Source organism: Ancylobacter rudongensis (genome assembly GCF_900100155.1).
In the GTDB taxonomy this organism is placed as follows: domain Bacteria; phylum Pseudomonadota; class Alphaproteobacteria; order Rhizobiales; family Xanthobacteraceae; genus Ancylobacter; species Ancylobacter rudongensis.
Genome location: NZ_FMTP01000006.1, coordinates 163,351 through 183,276, shown reverse-complemented (window position 1 = coordinate 183,276; position 19,926 = coordinate 163,351). Strand labels below are relative to the sequence as shown.

Here is a 19,926-nt window from a genome sequence, read left to right as displayed (position 1 = left end):
GCGCCGGCAATGTGACGCAAGATAAAGCAGGTTTCCGCCCTGCGTCACAGCTCCGTTATCCGTGCACGCGAAAAGCCTGGTGCCTGCCCGGCTGCGATGAGCGGACGACGAATAATTCGAACCACACGATACCAATGGACGTTCAAATCGCACGCACCCTGGACGACCTGGCCCGGAGCCGTGGCCGCAAGCGACCTGTGAAAGAAGCCGGATCACCCGGTAAAGGCATGAGTTGGTATGGATTTACGTTTCTTCGACGACCACCGGGAGCTTCCGAGCGTCTGCCCGATGTGCAAACAGCGCGGTGCGACCGCGCGTCTGCGCGTCGAAAACATCCGCTACCTCCGCGCGCCGCTGGAGATGTCGGAGTGCACTCATTGCCAAACGCTCTACTACACCTCGGAAAACCCCGTCATCGGCTATGATTTCCCGGGATTCGAAGAGAAATACTGGTTGAACTATGTCCAGTCCGGCGCTGGGATAACCGCCATGCTGGAACCTCTACTGGCCATTTCCACCGGAAGGGCCGGCCGGCTGCTGGATATCGGCTGCGGCTTCGGTTTTGTCGGGCATTTCTGGGAACAATCCGGCCATGGCCGCGCAGTCGGGCTGGAAACGAGTCTTTATGGCAAGATCGGCCGCGAGACGCTCGGCACCACGATCTACCATTCCTACTACGCCGACACGCCCGAGATCGCCGGCCAGACCTTTGACGTGGTCTATTCCAGCGAGGTGCTGGAGCATGTGCCCGACCCGGCCGCCTTTATCGCCGAGATTTCCCAAGCGCTGAGCGATAACGGCATCCTGGTCTTGACCACCCCCTGCGCGGACGCCGTGCTCCCGGGAGGGTCCTACCCGGAAGTGATCGCCATCCTCTCGCCCGGGTTCCACTATTTCGTGACCCGCGAACAGGCCTTGCGCACCCTGCTGCACAATCAGGGCTTCGAGCACGTTCAGGTCGCGAACAGCGGCACGCGCCTTTTTGCCTGGGCCTCCCATGCTCCCCTGCCCGAGATTTCGTCCGGCTTCACCCAGTGGGAGGCCTATTACGACTATCTCGAGGCCCTCAGCCGCCACTCCAATCCCCATGTCGCGAACGGCGCCTTTTACCGCCTGGTCAAGGACGCGGTGAATCGCGGCGAGCTTGAGCGCGCGTCGGCCGCCCTGGACCGATGGGTGCCTCTGGCACGGTCCACCTATGGCGTCGATTTTCTCGCGCCCGAGGCGATCGAGCAGCGATTCATGACAACGGCGGAGCCCGGCAACGACGAGTTTCCGTCCTGGCTGGGATGCGGCCTCCTGTTCTATGCGCGCACCGCTTCGATGCTGGGTGGCAATCCACGCCTGCTCGCGGCTGTGGTTCGCGCCTCCATCGCCATCATGCAGCGCGAAATCGAGATATTCGCCCAGTTCGCGCAGGAGCCGGCCCATTTTCTCCCGCTCGCCGAGGCGCTTCTGGACGAGCTGGAGCGAGCGGAAACGCCTCCTCCGGCATCGGAGGTGAGGCCCCATTTCGTGCGTGCCCCGACGGCCAGCCTGAGCGGCCGGGCCGTGGCGCTGCTCTGCGGCTACGCACCCGATGGCTTGCCCAGTCCCGCCCTGCTGGCGCTTTGCCAGGCCCTCGCGCGAAATGGCATCGACACGCATGTCTGCCTGGCCGTGCAGTCAGAGGTTGAGCAGCTTGCCGTCGCCGGGCTGGAGGACGCCCGGACCATCGCCTACCGGATGAATGACAGCTATGATTTCGGTATATGGGCGGCGCAACTTGGCGCGCTGCCGGACATCTGGAACGCCGAACGCATCATATTTGCCAATGACAGCGTCGTCCTGGTCAATGAGGCCGGCTTTGACGATCTGATGGGCCAGATGAGCCGGGATCGGTCCGAGTTGATCGCCCTGACCGAAAGCATCTCTCCGCTTCCCCATGCCCAGAGCTATTTTTTCCAGATGCGCGGTGGTGCGCTGAACGATTGGCGAATCCGGAGCTTCTGGGCGGGCATGCCTGCGGCGATGAGCAAGCTGGAGGTGATCGACAGCTGCGAACTTCAGTTCGCGGGGTTGATCGACAGGAACGCGACCTTTCGCCGGACTACTGCGTTCGGTCTGGAGACGATATTTCCGCATTGCGCGACTGAGAACTGGCCAACCGGGAATATCTCCCACCTGCTGTGGGAACGACTGCTGCTGAAAGGCATGCCCTTCATCAAGGCGGAGCTGCTCCACCGCAATCCGATGAATCTGCCGATCGATCATTGGCGCCATGCCGTGCTGAGTCTGGGTGGCGACCTCGATCTCGCCGACCGACACCTGAAGGAGATGGACCGCACGCGTGGCGTCCCGCCTCCCCCGCCGCCCGTCGACCTGCCGCGTCCCCGCCCTCTCAAGGACATGCGCAACTACGTTCTGGGGGTCATCCTGGGGAAACCGCGACTGGAGCGGTTGCGCGCCTGGAACCGGCGCCGGCGGGCGCGGCGCCGGCAGCGGCGCCTGGCCAGACAGGCGTGAAGGCACGGGCGGGGATGAGGCGCCCGCCTCGGGCACGCTCGTTCTTCAAGGCGTGGCGCACCTGTCTCGCCGCCCCCGCGCCTTGAAGCGCGGTGCAGCCGTCAGCCGCCGTCCGAAAGGTGAAATCTCAGCGCCGAGCACCCGTTTAAGGGGGGGTGTCGTAAAGCGCCGGACGTCGACAGGAAGGCCTGGAGGGATGGTGGAGCCGAGGGGATTTGAACCCCTGACCTCTGCAGTGCGATTGCAGCGCTCTCCCAACTGAGCTACGGCCCCAAGCCTCAGGCCGCGCCTTGTACGTTCGCCGCCCCTGCGCTGTCAAGGCGGCTGGGCCCGGTTGCCGCACGACCCTGTGAATCAGGGTTGCCGCAATGCAGCGGCAGCATTAAGCATCGTGGCGGACGGCGCTTTGGCGGCCGATCCGGTCCGATCGCAAAACCGGACCGGCAGACGGTTTCCATCGCGATCGAGAGTGTCCGCGCCGTGCCCCCGCCCCTGCTTCGAGGCTGCCGATGTATTCGATTCTCTGGCTGTTCGACACGCTGATCACGCTCTATGTCTGGATTCTCATTGCCTCGGCCATCCTGTCCTGGCTGGTGGTGTTCAATGTGGTCAACGCGCACAACCCCATCGTGCGCAGCGTCGGCGAATTCCTCTGGCGGGTGACGGAGCCGGTGCTGGCGCCACTGCGGCGCGTGCTGCCCAATCTCGGCGGTATCGACGTCTCGCCGGTGATCCTCATCATACTTCTCTACTTCATCCGCAATCTGGTGTTCGAGCTCGTCGCCGGCTCGTGAGCGCCGCGCTTGCCGCCCTGCCGTGGACGCTCACGGCCGATGGCGTGACGGTGACGGTACGCGCCACCCCGCGGGGCGGGCGCGACGCCATTGACGGCATCGTCGCCCTGGGCGACGGGCGCCGCGCCCTGAAGGCGCGGGTCAGCGTCGCCGCCGAGGATGGCAAGGCCAATACCGCACTGGCAAAGCTGCTGGCCAAGGCCGCCGGCATCGCCCCCTCGCGCGTCGAGCTGCTGTCGGGGGCAACCGGGCGAACCAAGAGCTTCCGCCTCAACGGAGATGCGCAGGAGATTGCCGCCCGGCTGGCGGGCCTCACTGGCGGAAGCGAGGCCGCCCCCACCTAGGCCACGGCAGGAGAGGGCCGCCGGTAGTGTGTGGTTCGGCGTCAGGCCTCAGGCGTTCCAGCCGAAAGCCAGCTTCTCCAGCGCGCGGCCACCGAAGGTTTCGGTGGAACGGGCAACGCCGAGCCCGCCCATGGCGCGATAGAAGCCCAGCGCCGGCTCATTGGCCGCCAGCGCCCATACCGCCAGCCCGTCAAAGCCGGCACTGGCAAGTTCCTTGCGGGCATCCTCGAACAGACGGCGGCCGAAGCCCAGCCCCTGATATTCCGGCCGGAGGTAAAGCTCGTAGATCTCGCCCTCGAAGGGCAGGCCGCGCGCGCGGTTGCGCCCGACATTGGCATAGCCGGCCACCGCATCGCCGAAGGTCAGCACCATGACGCGCGAGCCGCGCTTGAGCGCGGTCTGCCACCAGGCGGGACCGCGCCGCAGGATCATCTTTTCCAGCTCGGCGCCGGGAATGAGGCCGCGATAGGCGAAACGCCATGCCGAATCATGGATATCGGCAATGTCGCCTGCATCGGCCGGCCGAGCCCGGCGTGTCTCGACGAGAAGCGTGCTCATGGCCCGATGGGAGCAAATGCGCCCGGCGGGATCAAGGGCTTTCCGCACCCACGGCGCCAACGTTCCACCGGGGCGTGGCGCGAACGCCACGCTCTCTTGCCAACAACAAAGGCCTGCCCGCGCATGCGGACAGGCCTTTTCCTGTATCGAATTGGAAGGTGAAGGCGTCAGACGCCCTCGGTCTCCTTGCGGCGCTCCTCGCGCTTGCGCTCGTTCGGGTCGAGGAAGCGCTTGCGGATGCGGATCGACTTCGGCGTCACCTCGACCAGCTCGTCGTCCTGGATCCAGGCCAGCGAGCGCTCCAGCGTCATGCGGATCGGCGGGGTGAGGCGCACGGCCTCGTCCTTCGAGGTGGTGCGGATGTTGGTGAGCTTCTTGCCCTTGAGAACGTTCACTTCCAGGTCGTTCTCGCGGTTGTGCTCGCCCACGATCATGCCCTGATAGACCTTCCAGCCGGGCTCGATCATCATCGGGCCGCGATCTTCGAGGTTCCACAGCGCATAGGCCACCGCTTCGCCGGCCTCGTTGGAGATCAGCACGCCGTTGCGGCGGCCGGGGATCTCGCCGCGATGCGGCTGATAGGCGTGGAACAGCCGGTTCATGATGGCGGTGCCGCGCGTATCGGTCATCAGCTCGCCCTGATAGCCGATGAGGCCACGGGTGGGCGCGTAGAACACCAGGCGCTGGCGGCTGCCGCCCGAGGGCTTCATCTCCACCATTTCGGCCCGGCGCTCGGACATCTTCTGGACGACGACGCCGGAATATTCCTCGTCGACGTCGATCAGCACTTCCTCGACCGGCTCAAGGATCTCGCCGGTGGCCTCGTCCTTGGAGAACACCACGCGCGGACGCGAGACGGCGATCTCGAAGCCCTCGCGACGCATGGTCTCGATCAGCACGGAGAGCTGGAGTTCGCCGCGGCCGGAGACGAAGAACGAATCCTTGTCGGAGGATTCCTCGATCTTCAGCGCCACATTGCCTTCCGCCTCGCGCAGCAGGCGGTCGCGGATGACGCGGCTTGTCACCTTGTCGCCTTCGGTGCCGGCCAGCGGCGAATCGTTGACGATGAAGGACATGGTGACGGTCGGCGGGTCGATCGGCTGCGCCTTCAGCGGCTCGGTAACCTCAAGCGCGCAGAAGGTGTCGGCCACCGTGCCCTTGGAGAGGCCGGCAATGGCGATGATGTCGCCCTGCACGCCTTCCTCGATCGGCTGGCGCTCGATACCACGGAAGGCGAGGATCTTGGAGACGCGGCCCTGCTCGACCAGCGAGCCGTCCTGCGCCAGAACCTTGATCGACTGGTTCGGCTTGATCGAACCGGAGGTGATGCGCCCGGTGATCATGCGGCCGAGGAAGGGGTTGGCTTCCAGCAGGGTGCCGATCATGGTGAAGGGGCCGTCATCGACGGTGGGCTCGGGAACGTGCTTGAGCACCAGGTCAAACAGCGGCGCCATGCCCTGGTCCTGCGGGCCTTCGGCGCTCGCGGCCATCCAGCCATTGCGGCCGGACCCGTAGAGGATCGGGAAGTCGAGCTGCTCGTCGCTGGCGTCCAGCGCCGCGAACAGGTCGAACACCTCGTTGATGACTTCCTGCGAGCGGGCGTCCTGGCGGTCGACCTTGTTGATCGCCACGATCGGACGCAGCCCCACCTTCAGCGCCTTGCCGACCACGAACTTGGTCTGCGGCATCGGGCCCTCGGCGGCGTCGACCAGCACGATGGCGCCGTCCACCATGTTGAGGATGCGCTCCACCTCGCCGCCGAAATCGGCATGGCCGGGGGTGTCGACGATGTTGATCCGGGTATCCTTCCAGACCACCGAGGTGGCCTTGGCGAGGATGGTGATGCCGCGCTCCTTTTCGAGATCGTTCGAATCCATCACACGCTCGGCGACGCGCTGGTTCTCACGATAGGAGCCGGACTGCTTCAGCAGTTCGTCCACCAGCGTGGTCTTGCCGTGGTCGACGTGGGCGATGATGGCGATGTTGCGCAGCTTCATATGAAAACACCAAAAAGCGGGCCCGAAACGGTTTCGGACCCGCATGAATTTTGCGGCGCACTATACTCACAACGCCCGCAAGATCAACGTCGGAAGCCGGAAGCGGCCGGCAAAGGCGCGAAAAAGCCACTCTGGCACGCCACGACAGCCGCCCCGCGAAGACGCCTAATGGTCGCGGCGCAGCTCCCACAGGCGGCGGATCTGGGCCGGCTTCAGGATCTCCCCCTCGGCCGTGCGCAGCCACGCCACCTCGCGATTGGCCGGCGACTGGGTCATGGCGAAGGCAACCGCATCGTCCACCGTGCCGAACTCATAGGCCTCCGGCCAGGGGTCGGGGGCGTCGATAGTGTGCGAAGGCGGCCAGTATTGCAGCCGGACGGGCTCGTGATCGGGGGTCATGAACCTTCTCCTCGGCGCGCCAGGGATCGACAAGCCGCCGCGCCCGCGCGCGCTGGAACGAGGCGCGACATTTGTGATAACGCGCCGCCGGGCGGAAGGTTCCCACGCCTCTGCCCGTGAGGCATAACGCCCGCCACCCGTTGAAAACACTGAAACGGTGGCGCTCGCCCCCGCCCTTGAAGCGCCCGCCATACCGCCCACTTCAGAAGGGTCGACACGCAAGGAGTGGGTCATGGTTCCGAACAACGGCAAGCCGCAGAATCCCGACTATACCGAAAGGGAGATCGACGAGAGCGTCGAGGAGAGCTTCCCCGCCAGCGATCCGCCGGCGCTGGGCGGCATCACCGGCGATGTGCCGCCCTCCGATGGCGGCGTGCCGGGCGGGACGCAGGTCATTCCCCCGCCTGGCGCCAAGGCCGGCGACGCCGCCCCCACCGAGGCCGAGATCGACGAGGCGCTGGAGGAGAGCTTCCCCGCCAGCGACCCACCTTCCTTCACCGCCGTCACCGGCGTGAAGGAAGGCAACTGAGCGAACGCCCGCCGCCCGTCAGGCCGGGCGCGTGGGCGCCTGCCGCTTGGCCCATGGTCCGAAGCGGGCCTCGGGCTGGGCGGCGCGCAGCATCATCATCTCGCCGACATTCTCCGGCGAAAGCAGGCCGACCAGCCGGCCGCCCGCATCCACCACCCCGACGACAGGCGCGCCGCGCTGGGTGATCAGCACCAGTGCCCGGTCCAGCGGCGTGCGGGTGCCCACGGTCGGCACATCCGCCTGCATCGCCTCGAGCACCGAGGCGCCCGGCCCCTGCGCCTGCAGCGCCGCGATCATCGCGTCGCGGGTCAGCACGCCGCGTAGATGCTCGGCGCCGTCGACGATGGGGAAATCCTTCTGCGTGGTGCGGATCAGCGCCTCAGCCGCGTCGCCCACGCTCGCCGTCGGCCCCAGGGTCTCGAACTGAGTGATCATCGCGTCCTCGACCAGCAGCCCCTGCGCCGCCTGCTTCATCTGCACCTGCCCGGCCTCGCCGGAGGCGGCAAGAAAGACGAAGACGGCGATGATGATCAGCATCGGGTTGCCGAAAATACCGAGCACGCCGAGACCGATGGCGAGGCCCTGGCCGATCGACGCCGCCATCTGCGTCGCCTGGGCGTGGCTCATCTTCATCGCCAGCAGCGCCCGCAGAACCCGGCCGCCATCCATGGGGAAGGCGGGAATGAGGTTGAACACCACGAGGAAGATGTTCGCCGCTGCCAGCTTGGCCAGCAGGCTCACCTGCGGGTTCTCGATCGCCTCGATGTGCTCCACCCCGACATTGCCGCCCAGGAACACCAGCAGCACGGCCGCGATGACGACATTGACCGCCGGCCCGGCCAGTGCGACGACCAGTTCCTCCGATGGCTTCTCCGGGATGCGCTCCAGCCGGGCGATGCCGCCGAACGGCCAGAGCGTGACCTCCGGCGTCTTCACGCCATAGCGCCGCGCCGCGAAGATGTGGCCGAATTCGTGCAGCAGCACGCAGAGGAAAAGCAGCGCCACAAAGGCCACGCCCTCCCACGCCGCGCCCGCCCCCCCGCGCTGGTAATAGGCAACCCAGATCCAGGCGAGGAACAGCAGGAAGGTCACGTGGATGCGGACCGCGGTGCCGTAGACATATCCGACGGTGAGCGACCAGGGCATGAGATTCTCCTTGAGGTGCCGCTTCCTACCATAACGGCACCGACGCCGCATGACAGCGCGACAGCACGCCTGGCGCCGGGTCATCGGCCGGCCCGGGACGGAACCACCGCTGCGCCTCCGGGTTCTCCCCTCGAACCCGAGGAGGCATTCACATGGACGACAAGACCACTGCCGAGGCCATCGACCGCGTGTGGGAGATGATGGAGGACATGCGGATTTGCATGCTCGTCACCCGCGAGGGCGAGACCCTGCGCGCCCGCCCGATGGATGCCCATCCGTCCCGCGAGGAAGGCTGCATCTGGTTTCTCTCCGACCGCCGCGGCCACAAGGACGACGAGCTGGACCGCGACCCGCAGGCCGCGCTCACCTTCGCCAAGCCGGGCGACAACAACTACCTCTCTGTCTCCGGCCAGGCGGAAGTCTCGAACGACCGTGCCAAGATCGACGAGCTGTGGAGCGACATGAACAAGGCGTTCTGGCCGGAGGGCAAGACCGACCCGAATATCTGCGTCCTGCGCTTCCTGCCCGAGCAGGCCGAATATTGGGACGGCCCATCGAGCTCCATCGGCGTGCTGTTCAAGATGATGTCCGCCCGCCTCACCGGGTCGACCACCGATCTCGGTGACAACCGCAAGGTGCCGCTGGACTGAGCGCCTGACGCTCAGGCCGCGCGCGCTTTTTCGCGAGCGGACTTGGCGTCCCGCACCGGCGGGATGCCAAACAGCCTTCCATATTCGCGGGTGAACTGCGGCACGCTCTCATAGCCGACGGCAAAGGCAGCGGTGCTGGCGGAAGCGCCTTCCGCCGCCATCAGCCGCCGCGCCTCGATCAACCGCAGCTGCTTCTGGAACTGCAGCGGCGAGAGCGACGTCGCGCTGCGAAAATGCTGGTGGAAGCTGGACGGGCTCATCCCTGCGGCCTCCGCCAACCGGCTGACCGGCAGAGGCTTGGTGAACTCGGCGCGCAGCAACGCCACGGCGCGGCCGATGCGCTGGGCATGGCCGTCGGGCCAGCCGAGCCGGCGTATCGCGGCACCATGGCGGCCGGCCAGCAGCCAGTAGTGCAGTTCCCGGATCAGCGGCGCCTGCAGCAACGGCAGCGCCGCCGGACGATCGAGCAATTGCAGCAGCCGCAGCCCCGCGGCCGCGACCTCGCCATCCGTCGGGTCGACCCGCACCGGATCGGCATCGCCCGCCAGCGCCGGCCCCATCTCGCGCACGAGTTCGGCCACCACCGCGAGGTCCAGCTCCAGCACCAGCGAGACATAGGGCGCAGCGTGGCTTGCCTTCGTGATCTGGCTGACGATCGGCACATCGGCGGTGATGAGCAGCGAGTCGCCGGAGCCGAGCTGAAAATCCCGCGTGCCCATCGTCACCTGCTTGGCGCCCTGCACCACCAGGCAGACCAGCGGCCGGGCAATGGCGTGGGTGACGCCCGACGGTGTGGCGACACGAAAGAACATGAGCCCCGGAATCGGGGTTGCGGCGATCCCGTTCGCGTCGGCGTGCCGCCGGCCGTGCCGGTCCATGATGTCGAGCAGTGTTGTCATGCTGGCATCCTACCCCGCTCACGTGGGAAGGAAAGCACCTTCGGAGGATCAGGCAAGAACTCGCGGCTATCCGGCAACCGAAGGCGGGTGGGAGGCGTCATATCTGGCTCACCCCACTGACAGGAGACCGATCATGACCACCATTACCCTCATCACCGGCGGCAGCCGTGGCCTTGGCCGCAACACCGCGCTCAGCGTCGCTCGTCGCGGCGGCGACGTCGTTCTGACCTATCACAGCCGCGCGGAGGACGCGCAGGCCGTCCTGGCCGAGATCGAGGCGCTGGGCCGCAAGGCGGTGGCGCTGCAACTCGACACCGGTAAAATCGCCGCCTTCCCCGCCTTCGCCGACACGCTGCGGGCCACCCTGTCCGACGTGTGGGGCCGGACGCATGTCGACCATCTCGTCAACAATGCCGGCCATGGCGACTATGCCTCGATCGCCGAGACCACCGAGGCGCAGTTCGACCGGCTGGTCGACGTGCATGTGAAGGGTGTGTTCTTCCTCACCCAGGCGCTGCTGCCTCTGATCGCCGACGGCGGGCGCATCGTCAATTTCTCCTCCGGTCTCACCCGCTTCGCCTATCCCGGCTACGCCGCCTATGCGGCGATGAAGGGCGCGGTGGAGGTACTCACCCACTACATGGCCAAGGAATTCGGCGCGCGCGGCATCGCCGTCAACACGGTGGCGCCGGGGGCGATCGAGACCGATTTCGGCGGCGGCGCGGTGCGCGACAATCCCGAGATCAACAAGCACCTCGCCGGCATCACCGCGCTGGGCCGCGTCGGCGTGCCGGATGATATCGGCCCGATGGTGGCGAGCCTGCTGTCGCCGGACAATCGCTGGATCAACGCCCAGCGCATCGAGGTGTCGGGCGGCCAGGCGATCTGAGGAAAAGCGGAGTGCTGGGGAAACTCGCCCCCCTCATGCCCGGGCTTGACCCGGGCACCCAGTGGCTGGGCGCACTGGAAAGTCTGGATCCCCGGGTCAAGCCCGGGGATGAGGAAGGTTGCACAGGAAGGCGGGCAGAGCTTGCGGGTTAAGCGCGCGCAAACCCTCCCGCCCGTCTGTTGCCTCAGCCACGGACCTTGCGGTCGCGATTGGCCAGGGTGCGCAGGCGCAGCGCGTTCAGCTTGATAAAGCCGGCGGCGTCACGGTGGTCATAGGCCACCGCGCCTTCCTCGAAGGTCACGAGGTCCTGATTGTAGAGCGAATAGGGCGAGGAGCGGCCGACCACCTCGACATTGCCCTTGTAGAGCTTGAGCCGGACCTCGCCGCTGACGAATTCCTGGCTCTTGTCGATCAGCGCCTGCAGCATCTCGCGCTCGGGCGAGAACCAGAAGCCGTAATAGATCAGCTCCGCATAGCGGGGCATGATGTCGTCCTTCAGATGCGCCGCGCCACGGTCGAGCGTGATGCTCTCGATGCCGCGATGCGCCTGCAGCAGGATCGTGCCGCCGGGGGTCTCGTAGACGCCGCGCGACTTCATGCCGACAAAGCGGTTCTCGACGAGGTCGAGCCGGCCGATGCCGTTGGCCTTGCCGAGTTCGTTCAGACGGGTCAGCAGCGTGGCGGGCGAGAGCTTCTCCCCGTCGATGGAGATGGCGTCGCCCTTCTCGAAGCCCACCGTGATGTAGGTCGCCTTGTCGGGCGCCGCCTCGGGCGAGATGGTACGCTGGTAGACATATTCCGGCGCTTCATCGGCCGGGTCTTCCAGCACTTTTCCTTCCGAGGAGGAGTGCAGCAAATTGGCATCGACCGAGAACGGCGCCTCGCCGCGCTTGTCCTTGGCGATCGGAATCTGGTGGGTCTCGGCGAATTCCAGCAGGCGGGTGCGCGAGGTCAGGTCCCATTCGCGCCAGGGCGCGATCACCTTGATCTCCGGCTCCAGCGCGTAATAGGCGAGCTCGAAGCGCACCTGGTCGTTGCCCTTGCCGGTGGCGCCATGCGCCACGGCGTCGGCGCCGACCTTACGGGCGATCTCGATCTGCTTCTTGGAGATCAGCGGCCGGGCGATGGAGGTGCCGAGCAGGTACAGCCCCTCATACAGCGCATTGGCGCGGAACATCGGGAAGACGTATTCGGAAACGAACTCCTCGCGCACATCCTCGATGAAGATGTTTTCCGGCTTGATGCCGAGCAGCTCGGCCTTCTTGCGCGCCGGCTCCAGCTCCTCGCCCTGGCCGAGATCGGCGGTGAAGGTCACCACCTCGCAGCCATAGGTGGTCTGCAGCCATTTGAGGATCACCGAGGTGTCGAGACCGCCGGAATAGGCGAGCACCACCTTCTTCACATCGTTCGCCATGTCAGATTCCGAAAAAGTCATGTTGCGCAGGAAAGAGGCCGAGCCCGAAAGGGCGCGCGGACTATAGGCATGGCGCGCGCCGGTGCAAGCTCTGCACGATGGCTAGGGGGCCGGGGGCGGCGCCGGCTGTGCGGGCACCGGCTGGGCGGGCACCGGCTGGGCGGGCGGCAGCGGCCGTGCCACCAGCTCGGCCCGCAGCGGCTTCCAGAAGCCGGCATTCCACCCGGCCACCAGCCAATAGGCGAGCCCGCCGGCAAAGCCGGCCGCGATCACGTAGAGATCGCCGTCGAAGGGCACCGGCACCTGCGCATAAGGCGCGAAGACCGAGGCGGCGAGCCAGGCCGATACGGCGCCGTTCGCCACATGGAACATCCAGGAGCGCACGGCGAAGGCTTCGGCGAACAGGATGCCGATCAGCGCCACCGCCCACATGGCCAGCACCACCATCATCAACAGGTAGCTCGCCGCCGCCAGCGCGTCATAGAGCGCGATCGCCTCGACATCGACATTGCCGGCGAGAAGGTCGCCGACCCGCCAATAGCCGAACAGGATCACCAGGAAGGAGGCGATGAAGCCGCAGATCATGCCGAGCGGCACGAGGATGAAACGCAGCAGCAGGCGTAGCAGATTGTCCATCGTCCCCGCCTATTCCGCCGCCGCCGCCATCGCCCGCAGCGCCAGCCGCTCACGGGCGGAGAGCTTTTCCGTCTCGCTCTTCAGCTGGCCGCAGGCGGCGAGGATGTCCCGCCCGCGCGGCGTGCGCACCGGGCTGGAATAGCCGGCGCGAAACACGATGTCGGAGAACTGCTCGATCGTCTCCCAGTCCGAGCACTCATATTTCGTGCCCGGCCAGGGGTTGAACGGGATCAGGTTGATCTTGGCGGGAATGCCGGCCAGCAGTTTCACCAGCGCCTTGGCGTCGGCGGGGCTGTCGTTTACGCCCTTGAGCATGACGTATTCGAAGGTGATGCGCTTGGCGTTAGAGGCTGGCGGGTAGGTGCGGCAGGCCTCCAGCAGCACTTTCAGCGGATATTTCTTGTTGATCGGCACCAGTTCGTCGCGCAGTTCGTCGCGCACCGCGTGCAGCGAGATCGCGAGCATCGGCCCGACCTCGCGGCCGAGCTTCTCGATCTCCGGCACCACGCCCGAGGTGGAGACGGTGATGCGCCTTTTGCCGATGCCGAGGCCTTCGCCATCGGCCAGCACCTCGATGGACTTCGCCACCGAGTCATAGGCGTAGAGCGGCTCGCCCATGCCCATGAACACGATGTTGGTCACCAGCCGGTCGCCCTCTGTGGGCAGGCCGGGGCCGACGGCCCGGTCGCGGCCGGGATAGTCGCCGAGCCGGTCGCGCGCCACCATCACCTGCAGCACGATCTCGGCCGCCGTGAGGTTGCGCACCAGGCGCTGGGTGCCGGTGTGGCAGAACGAGCAGTTCAGCGTGCAACCGACCTGGGAAGAGACGCACAGCGTGCCGCGGTCGCTCTCGGGGATATAAACCATCTCGACATCGTGCGGCCTGTCGCCGTCAATATCGGGCGGCAGGCGCAGCAGCCATTTACGGGTGCCGTCATTCGACACCTGCTCCACCACCACCTCGGGGCGGTCGAGCGTGAAGGCGGCACCGAGCTTCTCGCGCAGGCCTTTGCCGACATTGGTCATCTCGTCGAAGGACAGCGCCCCGCGCAGATAGATCCAGTGCCAGAGCTGGGCGACGCGCATGCGGCTCTCCCGCTCGGAGACGCCGATTTCAGCCAGCGCAGCGGCCAGCCCGTCGCGGTCGAGCCCGGCAAGGGACCGCTTCGCAGGCGAGCGGCGCGGCTCGGTGCCGGCGATCTCTACGGGCGCGCGCGCCCCGGCGGCAGGAGCCGCAGTGGTATCGATCAGGTTCATGTCGCTATCGATGATGTCCGTTTGCGCGCCTCATAGCACAGAGCGGCGGGCGAGGCGAATATGGGGCCGCGGACGCCGTCATCCCGGCTCGTAAGATCACTTCAGCGGCACCCAGATGTCGATGACGAGGTCGTCCTCCGGCGTGCTGCGCGGGTCGGAGCGGTATTCCTCGACATAGACGTCCTGGGCCTCCAGGTCCTTGGCGTCGAGCAGATTGGCGATCTGCTCATAGGTCGGGTCCATCGCGTCATAGGGGCCACGATGGGTGAAGCGCAGCGCCTTGCCCGCCGGCGAGGCCGAGAATTCCATGCCGTCCTTGGGCTTCTCGGCAGTCGCCCCCTCAAACGGCACTGCCGCCTCGAAGTCGAAGCCGAGATCATCGGTCGAGGTGTAGATGATGAAGGACGCCCCGTTGGCCTTTAGCTTCAGCCGCGCCATCTCGGCGTCGATCTGCTTCAGCGTGGCGACGATGGTCGTGAAGGCGTCGTCCCAGGTCGCATGCGCCTTTTTCATCAGCACCGGCACCGGCTGCATCACCGCCGGCTCGCCAAAGCCATCGGGCCGGCTCAGCGGATCGGGCGCGGGGGCGACGTTCTGCGTCTCCACCGAACGCGGGTCCACCATGGGCGGCGCGATCATGTCGTCCTCGTCGAGCGGCGCCGGATCCGGCGCGGTCTCGGGCGCCGCCACGCCGGGCGCGGCCGGGGCCGCCTCGCCCTGCGCCCGTAGCGGCGCGGGCAGCGCCAGCACGGCCAGCAGCGCGAGCAGGAGAAGGAGCCGGCGCGGAAGGGCGCGGGAGGACGAAATCACCATCATCGTCGGTTCACCGGAAAGGGCGTGAGCCGAGACTTCTAGCACTCCCGCCCGCCGCCCGCGACGCTGCGGGGAACACGCTGAGGTGTTTGCGCGCGGCTGTCGCCCGCCCGCGACACGTCTTTCGGCAGGTGCGCGGCAGGACGATGGCAGGTCCGCCGGTGCGGCCGATAGGTCTGGCCAATCCTCCGCGCTTCGCCATATAAGGACCGCACCCTCTTCCCTCACATTTGGTGGCCCTGCCGCCGCACGCTGTGAAACCGGGTCAATGGCCGCGCTGGAAAACCGCCCTTTCGTGAAGATGAACGGTCTCGGCAACGAGATCGTCGTGCTGGATCTGCGCGAGGCACCGCTCATGGTGCCGCCGGAAGAGGCGCGCGCCCTCGCCCGCGACGGCGTGCTGCCCTTCGACCAGATCATGGCGCTGTACCCGCCGCAGAGCGAGGGCACCCACGCCTTCGTCCGCATCATCAATGCCGACGGCTCGGAATCCGGCGCCTGCGGCAATGGCACGCGCTGCATCGCGCTTTATGAATCCGGCCGCACCGGCGCCGACCATCTGGTCTTCGAGAGCGTCGCCGGCCCGCTCGCCTGCTCCATAGGGCCCGAGGGCATCACGGTGGACATGGACGTGCCGCGCTTTGGCTGGCACGACATTCCGCTCGCCGGCCCGGTCGCCGACACCCGCGCCATCGAATTGCAGGCCGGCCCGGCGGAAGCCCCGGTGCTGCGCGCGCCCGCCGTGGTGAATGTCGGCAACCCGCACGCCATCTTCTGGGTCGATGATGTCGAGGCCGTCGACCTTGCCCGCCTCGGGCCGGAGCTGGAACACCACCCGATCTTTCCCGAGCGCGCCAACATTTCGGCCGCGCAGATCGTCTCGCCCGAGCACATCATCCTCAGGGTATGGGAGCGCGGCGTCGGCCTCACCCGCGCCTGCGGCACCGGCGCCTGCGCCGCCGCCGTCTGTGCCGCGCGCCTCGGCCTCACCGGGCGGCGCGTCACCGTCACCCTGCCGGGCGGCGATCTCGTCATCGACTGGCGCGAAAGCGACGACCACATCCTGATGACCGGCCCGGCCGAAATCGAGTTCGACGGCCGGCTCACCGCCGCCATGCTCGGCGCCCCTGCCGGCGCCGAGTGACCATGACGCTCGCCTCCCGTGCTCCCGCCTCCTCGGTCGAGGTCGTCACCTTCGGCTGTCGGCTGAACGCGCTCGATTCCGCCACGGCGAAGGCCATGGCGGGCGCGGCGGGGCTGGAGAACGTGGTCATCGTCAACACCTGCGCCGTCACCGCCGAGGCGGTGAAGCAGGCCCGCCAGGCCATTCGCCGGCTGAAGCGCGAATCCCCCGCGCGCCGTATTGTCGTCACCGGCTGCGCCGCCCAGACCGAGCCCGAACGCTTCGCCGGCATGGACGAGGTCGACCGGGTGCTCGGCAATGCCGAAAAAACCGCCCCGGCGACATGGGAGGCCACCCGCGCCGCGCTCGATTTCGGCCTCGGCGACACGGCGAAGCTCGTCGTCGGCGACATCATGGCCGTGCGCGAGACCGCGCCGCACCTGCTCGACGGGCCCGCCGACATCATAGAGGGGCACACCCGCGCCTTCGTGCAGGTGCAGGATGGCTGCGACCATCGCTGCACCTTCTGCATCATCCCCTATGGAAGGGGAAATTCCCGTTCGGTGCCGATGGGCGCGGTGGTGGCGCGGGTGCGCGAGCTGGTGGCGGAAGGCGCCCGCGAAATCGTGCTCACCGGGGTCGACCTCACCTCCTATGGTGCCGACCTTCCGGGCGCGCCCAAGCTCGGCACGCTGGTGCGGGCCCTGCTTCGCCATGTGCCGGAATTGCCGCGGCTGCGGCTCTCGTCGGTCGATTCGATAGAGATCGACGCCGATCTGATGCGGGCGCTGGCAGAGGAAGAGCGGCTGATGCCGCATCTGCACCTCTCGCTGCAGGCCGGCGATGACCTCATCCTCAAGCGCATGAAGCGCCGCCATGCGCGCGCCGACGCCATCCGCCTCTGCGCGGCGCTGCGGCGGGCGCGGCCGGACATGGTGTTCGGCGCCGATCTGATCGCCGGCTTCCCCACCGAGACCGAGACGGCGTTCCGCGCCTCGCTCGACCTGGTCGATGCCTGCGGGCTGACGCATCTGCACGTCTTCCCCTTCTCGCCCCGCCCCGGCACACCGGCCGCCCGCATGCCGCAGCTTCCCCCGGAACTTGCCCGCGAGCGGGCGCGGCGGCTGCGCGAGAAGGGCGCCCACGCCCTGCTGCGCCATCTCGCCGGCGAGATCGGCGGGCGGCGCGAGGTCTTGGCCGAGCGCGGCGGCCTTGCCCGCACCAAGAGTTTCACCCCGGTGCGCCTGTCCACTCCGCTGACGCACGGCACGCTCACCCATATCCGCATCGCCGGCCATGACGGCGTTCGGCTGATCGCGGCATGAACGACATGAACGACGACACCACCACCCGCCCCGGCTTCTGGAAACGCCTGACGCAGGGCCTCACCCGCACCGCTACCGGCCTGTCCACCGGCATCACCGACCTGTTCACCAAGCGCAAGCTCGACGCCGACACGCTGGAGGATCTGGAGGACGTGCTGATCCGTGCCGATCTCGGCGTGGACACCGCCGCCCGCATCGCCGCCGCCGTCGGCAAGGGGCGCTACGACAAGACCATCGAGCCGGAGGAGGTGCGCGCCCTCGTCGCGGCCGAGATCGAGACCGTGCTGGACCCGGTCGCCGTGCCTTTGGTTTTCGCCAGCGAGAACAAGCCGTTCATCCTGCTGATGGTCGGCGTCAATGGGTCGGGCAAGACCACCACCATCGGCAAGCTCGCCGCCACGCTGAAGGCGCAGGGCAAGAAAGTCGTGCTCGCCGCCGGCGACACGTTCCGCGCCGCCGCCATCGAGCAGCTGAAGGTCTGGGCCGATCGCACCGGCGCCACCGTCGTCTCCCGTGCCCCCGGCGCCGACGCCGCCGGCGTCGCCTTTGACGGGCTGCAGCAGGCCCGCGCGGAGGGCGCCGACGTGCTCATCATCGACACCGCCGGCCGGCTGCAGAACCGCGTCGAGCTGATGGCGGAACTGGAGAAGATCGTCCGCGTCATCAAGAAGCAGGACCCCACCGCCCCGCACGCCGTGGTGCTGACGCTGGACGCCACCGTGGGCCAGAACGCGCTGCAGCAGGTGGAAGCGTTCAAGCGGGTGGCCGGCGTCACCGGCCTCGTCATGACCAAGCTGGACGGCACGGCGCGCGGCGGCATCCTGGTCGCCCTCGCCGCCAAGCATGGCCTTCCCATTCATCTCATCGGCGTCGGCGAAGGCATTGACGACCTGCAACCCTTCGCGGCGCGCGATTTCGCCCGCGCCATCGTCGGACTGGAGAACTGACCATGAGCGATTCACCGTCCGATGCGCCCCCGGCTACGCGCCTGCGCACCATGCACCCGCTGCTCAAATTCGCGCTGGAGCTGGGCCCGCTGGTCGTGTTCTTCGTCGCCAACGGGCGCGGCGGCATCTACCTCGCCACCGGCGCCTTCATGGTCGCCACCTTCGCCGCGCTGGCGGTCATGTGGATCATCGCCCGCAAGATCGCGGTCATGCCGCTGGTCTCGGCCGGCGTGGTGCTGGTGTTTGGCACGCTGACCCTGGTGCTGCAGGACGACCATTTCATCAAGATGAAGCCGACCCTGGTCAATGCGCTGTTCGGCGGCGCCCTGCTCGCCGGCCTGTGGCTGCGCAAGCCGCTGCTGCCCTATGTGCTGGGCGACGTCTTCGTGCTGACCGACCAGGGCTGGCGCGAGCTCACCATTCGCTGGGGCGTGTTCTTCCTGGTGATGGCGGTGCTGAACGAGATCGTCTGGCGCAACGTCTCGACCGACACCTGGGTGGCGTTCAAGACCTTCGGCTATCTCCCGCTGACGCTCATCTTCGCCATGGCGCAGGTGCCGCTGATGACCCGGCACGCTCCGCCCGAGAGCAAGGGCGAAGGCTGAGGGAGGGCGGCGCGCTTTCGACCACCCTCCCTGATACCCCGCTCAGGGGCAGGGATTGCCGCGAAGCTGGTGCACGGCGTCGATGCGCGCCAGCACCTCCGGCGACAGCGTCACGTCCACCGCGCCGATGTCCATCGCGAGCTGTTCCATCGTCGTCGCGCCGATGATGACCGAGGTCATGAAGTCGCGGGTGAGGCAGAAGGCGATGGCCATCTGCGAAGGGTCGAGCCCAGCGTCGCGGGCGATCGTGAGGTAATCCTCGATCGCCTCCTCCGCCCCCGGCACCTGGTAACGGGACGCCCGCTGGAACAGGGCGGTGCGCGAACCCTCGGGCAGCGCGCCCTTCTGGTACTTGCCGGTGAGATAGCCCTGGCCCAGGGCCGAATAGGCGAGCAGGCCCACATTCTCGCGCAGGCTCACCTCGGCCAGCGCCGTCTCATAGGTGCGGTTCAGCAAATTATAGGCGTTCTGCACCGAGGCCACGCGCGGGCCGCCACGGCGCTCCGCCTCATGGAGGAACGTCATCGTGCCCCAGGCGCTCTCATTGGAGAGGCCGACATGGCGGATCTTGCCTTCCTTCACCAGTTCGCCGAAGGCATCGAGCGTCTCGGCGATCGGCGTTTCCTCGCCTGGCGCGCTCTCCCACCGGGTCGGGTTCGCGCCGAACAGCGCCACCGGACGGCCCGGCCAGTGCAGCTGGTAGAGGTCGATATAGTCGGTCTGGAGCCGGACAAGGCTCTTCTCCACCGCCTCGCGGATCTGCCCGCGCGTGGGGCGCGCCGGGGCGCCGTCGTCGCGGAACCAGGTCATCTGCGAGAGACCGCACACCTTGGTGGCGAGGATCACCTTGTCACGGGTGCCGCGCGCCTTGAACCAGCTGCCGATGATGCGCTCGGTCGAACCCTGGGTCTCGGGCTTGGGCGGGATGGAATAGAGTTCGGCGGTGTCGAAGAAGTTGATGCCGCGCTCAAGCGCGGCGTCCATCTGCGCGTGGCCTTCGGCCTCGGTGTTCTGCTGGCCATAGGTCATGGTGCCGAGACAGATCGTGGACACCTCAAGGCCGGTGCGGCCCAGCGGGCGATACTTCATGTCAGTC

Annotated in this window: 19 protein-coding genes, 1 tRNA gene and 1 pseudogene; 10 read left to right on the top strand and 11 right to left on the bottom strand. The window is 67.3% G+C overall.

Translation table 11 applies throughout. The features are described from left to right. Window positions 1-237 precede the first annotated feature (237 nt). A complete protein-coding gene (locus BLO63_RS15955; RefSeq protein WP_091442509.1) occupies window positions 238-2,505 on the top strand; it encodes a class I SAM-dependent methyltransferase in 2,268 nt (755 codons plus the stop codon). A gap of 197 nt (window positions 2,506-2,702) precedes the next feature. On the opposite strand, the gene BLO63_RS15950 is transcribed toward BLO63_RS15955, so the two are convergent. Then, window positions 2,703-2,778: transfer RNA gene (locus BLO63_RS15950), tRNA-Ala, on the bottom strand. A 236-nt stretch (window positions 2,779-3,014) separates the two neighbouring features. Here BLO63_RS15950 and BLO63_RS15945 point away from each other — a divergent pair. Then, on the top strand, window positions 3,015-3,299 hold the full coding sequence (locus BLO63_RS15945; protein ID WP_091442507.1) for a YggT family protein: 285 nt from the start codon (window positions 3,015-3,017) through the stop codon (window positions 3,297-3,299). Window positions 3,300-3,316: 17 nt separating this feature from the next. Then, a complete protein-coding gene (locus BLO63_RS15940; protein ID WP_205409346.1) occupies window positions 3,317-3,643 on the top strand; it encodes a DUF167 family protein in 327 nt (108 codons plus the stop codon). A 48-nt stretch (window positions 3,644-3,691) separates the two neighbouring features. Here the strand turns inward: BLO63_RS15940 and BLO63_RS15935 are convergent, their stop codons facing one another. From BLO63_RS15935 to BLO63_RS15925, 3 genes are all read right to left on the bottom strand, one after another. After that, window positions 3,692-4,201: a GNAT family N-acetyltransferase gene (locus BLO63_RS15935; protein ID WP_162841822.1), complete on the bottom strand. Its 510-nt coding sequence runs from the start codon at window positions 4,199-4,201 to the stop codon at window positions 3,692-3,694. 167 nt (window positions 4,202-4,368) lie between these two features. Continuing rightward, window positions 4,369-6,198 carry a translational GTPase TypA gene (gene typA / locus BLO63_RS15930; RefSeq protein WP_091442501.1) on the bottom strand — a complete coding sequence of 610 codons (1,830 nt, stop codon included), beginning with the start codon at window positions 6,196-6,198 and terminating at the stop codon, window positions 4,369-4,371. A 165-nt stretch (window positions 6,199-6,363) separates the two neighbouring features. Then, a complete protein-coding gene (locus BLO63_RS15925) occupies window positions 6,364-6,597 on the bottom strand; it encodes a hypothetical protein (protein WP_091442498.1) in 234 nt (77 codons plus the stop codon). A 232-nt stretch (window positions 6,598-6,829) separates the two neighbouring features. Here BLO63_RS15925 and BLO63_RS15920 point away from each other — a divergent pair, with 232 nt between their 5' ends. Continuing rightward, window positions 6,830-7,126, top strand: a complete 297-nt coding sequence (locus tag BLO63_RS15920; protein ID WP_091442496.1) for a hypothetical protein — start codon at window positions 6,830-6,832, stop codon at window positions 7,124-7,126. Between the two features lie 18 nt (window positions 7,127-7,144). Here the strand turns inward: BLO63_RS15920 and BLO63_RS15915 are convergent, their stop codons facing one another. Continuing rightward, on the bottom strand, window positions 7,145-8,272 hold the full coding sequence (locus BLO63_RS15915; protein ID WP_091442494.1) for a site-2 protease family protein: 1,128 nt from the start codon (window positions 8,270-8,272) through the stop codon (window positions 7,145-7,147). Window positions 8,273-8,424: 152 nt separating this feature from the next. On the opposite strand from BLO63_RS15915, the gene BLO63_RS15910 reads away from it, so the two are divergent. Continuing rightward, complete coding sequence (locus tag BLO63_RS15910; protein WP_091442491.1) at window positions 8,425-8,922, top strand: pyridoxamine 5'-phosphate oxidase family protein; 498 nt, start codon at window positions 8,425-8,427, stop codon at window positions 8,920-8,922. Between the two features lie 11 nt (window positions 8,923-8,933). On the opposite strand, the gene BLO63_RS15905 is transcribed toward BLO63_RS15910, so the two are convergent. After that, window positions 8,934-9,821, bottom strand: a complete 888-nt coding sequence (locus BLO63_RS15905; protein WP_091442490.1) for an AraC family transcriptional regulator — start codon at window positions 9,819-9,821, stop codon at window positions 8,934-8,936. 133 nt (window positions 9,822-9,954) lie between these two features. On the opposite strand from BLO63_RS15905, the gene BLO63_RS15900 reads away from it, so the two are divergent. Beyond that, window positions 9,955-10,710, top strand: a complete 756-nt coding sequence (locus BLO63_RS15900; RefSeq protein ID WP_091442487.1) for an SDR family NAD(P)-dependent oxidoreductase — start codon at window positions 9,955-9,957, stop codon at window positions 10,708-10,710. A 184-nt stretch (window positions 10,711-10,894) separates the two neighbouring features. Here the strand turns inward: BLO63_RS15900 and BLO63_RS15895 are convergent, their stop codons facing one another. The 4 genes from BLO63_RS15895 to BLO63_RS15880 all read right to left on the bottom strand — a co-directional run bounded on the left by BLO63_RS15895 (window position 10,895) and on the right by BLO63_RS15880 (window position 14,833). Further along, entirely contained in the window at window positions 10,895-12,124 is a 1,230-nt protein-coding gene (locus BLO63_RS15895; protein ID WP_091442485.1) for an argininosuccinate synthase, read from the bottom strand. A gap of 102 nt (window positions 12,125-12,226) precedes the next feature. Continuing rightward, the gene (locus BLO63_RS15890; RefSeq protein WP_091442483.1) at window positions 12,227-12,760 is read right to left on the bottom strand and encodes a hypothetical protein; all 534 of its coding nucleotides are present in this window, start codon (window positions 12,758-12,760) and stop codon (window positions 12,227-12,229) included. A 9-nt stretch (window positions 12,761-12,769) separates the two neighbouring features. Then, window positions 12,770-14,017, bottom strand: a complete 1,248-nt coding sequence (gene rlmN, locus BLO63_RS15885) for a dual-specificity RNA methyltransferase RlmN (RefSeq protein ID WP_091442481.1) — start codon at window positions 14,015-14,017, stop codon at window positions 12,770-12,772. 96 nt (window positions 14,018-14,113) lie between these two features. Beyond that, a complete protein-coding gene (locus BLO63_RS15880; protein WP_091442479.1) occupies window positions 14,114-14,833 on the bottom strand; it encodes a GyrI-like domain-containing protein in 720 nt (239 codons plus the stop codon). Window positions 14,834-15,098: 265 nt separating this feature from the next. On the opposite strand from BLO63_RS15880, the gene dapF reads away from it, so the two are divergent. From dapF to BLO63_RS15860, 4 genes and pseudogenes are all read left to right on the top strand, one after another. Next, complete coding sequence (dapF, locus tag BLO63_RS15875; protein ID WP_091442477.1) at window positions 15,099-15,974, top strand: diaminopimelate epimerase; 876 nt, start codon at window positions 15,099-15,101, stop codon at window positions 15,972-15,974. Window positions 15,975-15,976: 2 nt separating this feature from the next. Then, window positions 15,977-17,278: a tRNA (N(6)-L-threonylcarbamoyladenosine(37)-C(2))-methylthiotransferase MtaB gene (gene mtaB, locus BLO63_RS15870; protein ID WP_091442476.1), complete on the top strand. Its 1,302-nt coding sequence runs from the start codon at window positions 15,977-15,979 to the stop codon at window positions 17,276-17,278. A gap of 32 nt (window positions 17,279-17,310) precedes the next feature. Continuing rightward, a pseudogene (gene ftsY / locus BLO63_RS15865) lies at window positions 17,311-18,225 on the top strand (signal recognition particle-docking protein FtsY); the annotation flags it as partial. A 2-nt stretch (window positions 18,226-18,227) separates the two neighbouring features. Further along, window positions 18,228-18,830 (top strand): septation protein A, encoded by a 603-nt coding sequence (locus BLO63_RS15860; RefSeq protein ID WP_091442472.1) that lies wholly within the window; start codon window positions 18,228-18,230, stop codon window positions 18,828-18,830. 42 nt (window positions 18,831-18,872) lie between these two features. Here BLO63_RS15860 and BLO63_RS15855 read toward each other — a convergent pair whose 3' ends face one another. After that, window positions 18,873-19,919 (bottom strand): aldo/keto reductase, encoded by a 1,047-nt coding sequence (locus tag BLO63_RS15855; RefSeq protein ID WP_091442470.1) that lies wholly within the window; start codon window positions 19,917-19,919, stop codon window positions 18,873-18,875. Between the last annotated feature and the right edge of the window lie 7 nt (window positions 19,920-19,926).

Excerpts from the sequence above, each read along its gene's own strand:
- BLO63_RS15900 (WP_091442487.1), top strand. The coding sequence starts at position 9,955 with ATGACCACCATTACCCTCATCACCGGCGGCAGCCGTGGCCTTGGCCGC.
- BLO63_RS15955 (WP_091442509.1), top strand. The coding sequence starts at position 238 with ATGGATTTACGTTTCTTCGACGACCACCGGGAGCTTCCGAGCGTCTGC.
- BLO63_RS15855 (WP_091442470.1), bottom strand. The coding sequence starts at position 19,919 with ATGAAGTATCGCCCGCTGGGCCGCACCGGCCTTGAGGTGTCCACGATC.
- BLO63_RS15935 (WP_162841822.1), bottom strand. The coding sequence starts at position 4,201 with ATGAGCACGCTTCTCGTCGAGACACGCCGGGCTCGGCCGGCCGATGCA.
- BLO63_RS15945 (WP_091442507.1), top strand. The coding sequence starts at position 3,015 with ATGTATTCGATTCTCTGGCTGTTCGACACGCTGATCACGCTCTATGTC.
- BLO63_RS15890 (WP_091442483.1), bottom strand. The coding sequence starts at position 12,760 with ATGGACAATCTGCTACGCCTGCTGCTGCGTTTCATCCTCGTGCCGCTC.
- BLO63_RS15860 (WP_091442472.1), top strand. The coding sequence starts at position 18,228 with ATGAGCGATTCACCGTCCGATGCGCCCCCGGCTACGCGCCTGCGCACC.
- BLO63_RS15895 (WP_091442485.1), bottom strand. The coding sequence starts at position 12,124 with ATGGCGAACGATGTGAAGAAGGTGGTGCTCGCCTATTCCGGCGGTCTC.
- rlmN (WP_091442481.1), bottom strand. The coding sequence starts at position 14,017 with ATGAACCTGATCGATACCACTGCGGCTCCTGCCGCCGGGGCGCGCGCG.
- BLO63_RS15880 (WP_091442479.1), bottom strand. The coding sequence starts at position 14,833 with ATGATGGTGATTTCGTCCTCCCGCGCCCTTCCGCGCCGGCTCCTTCTC.
- mtaB (WP_091442476.1), top strand. The coding sequence starts at position 15,977 with ATGACGCTCGCCTCCCGTGCTCCCGCCTCCTCGGTCGAGGTCGTCACC.
- BLO63_RS15920 (WP_091442496.1), top strand. The coding sequence starts at position 6,830 with ATGGTTCCGAACAACGGCAAGCCGCAGAATCCCGACTATACCGAAAGG.
- BLO63_RS15905 (WP_091442490.1), bottom strand. The coding sequence starts at position 9,821 with ATGACAACACTGCTCGACATCATGGACCGGCACGGCCGGCGGCACGCC.
- BLO63_RS15910 (WP_091442491.1), top strand. The coding sequence starts at position 8,425 with ATGGACGACAAGACCACTGCCGAGGCCATCGACCGCGTGTGGGAGATG.
- BLO63_RS15915 (WP_091442494.1), bottom strand. The coding sequence starts at position 8,272 with ATGCCCTGGTCGCTCACCGTCGGATATGTCTACGGCACCGCGGTCCGC.
- typA (WP_091442501.1), bottom strand. The coding sequence starts at position 6,198 with ATGAAGCTGCGCAACATCGCCATCATCGCCCACGTCGACCACGGCAAG.
- dapF (WP_091442477.1), top strand. The coding sequence starts at position 15,099 with ATGGCCGCGCTGGAAAACCGCCCTTTCGTGAAGATGAACGGTCTCGGC.
- BLO63_RS15925 (WP_091442498.1), bottom strand. The coding sequence starts at position 6,597 with ATGACCCCCGATCACGAGCCCGTCCGGCTGCAATACTGGCCGCCTTCG.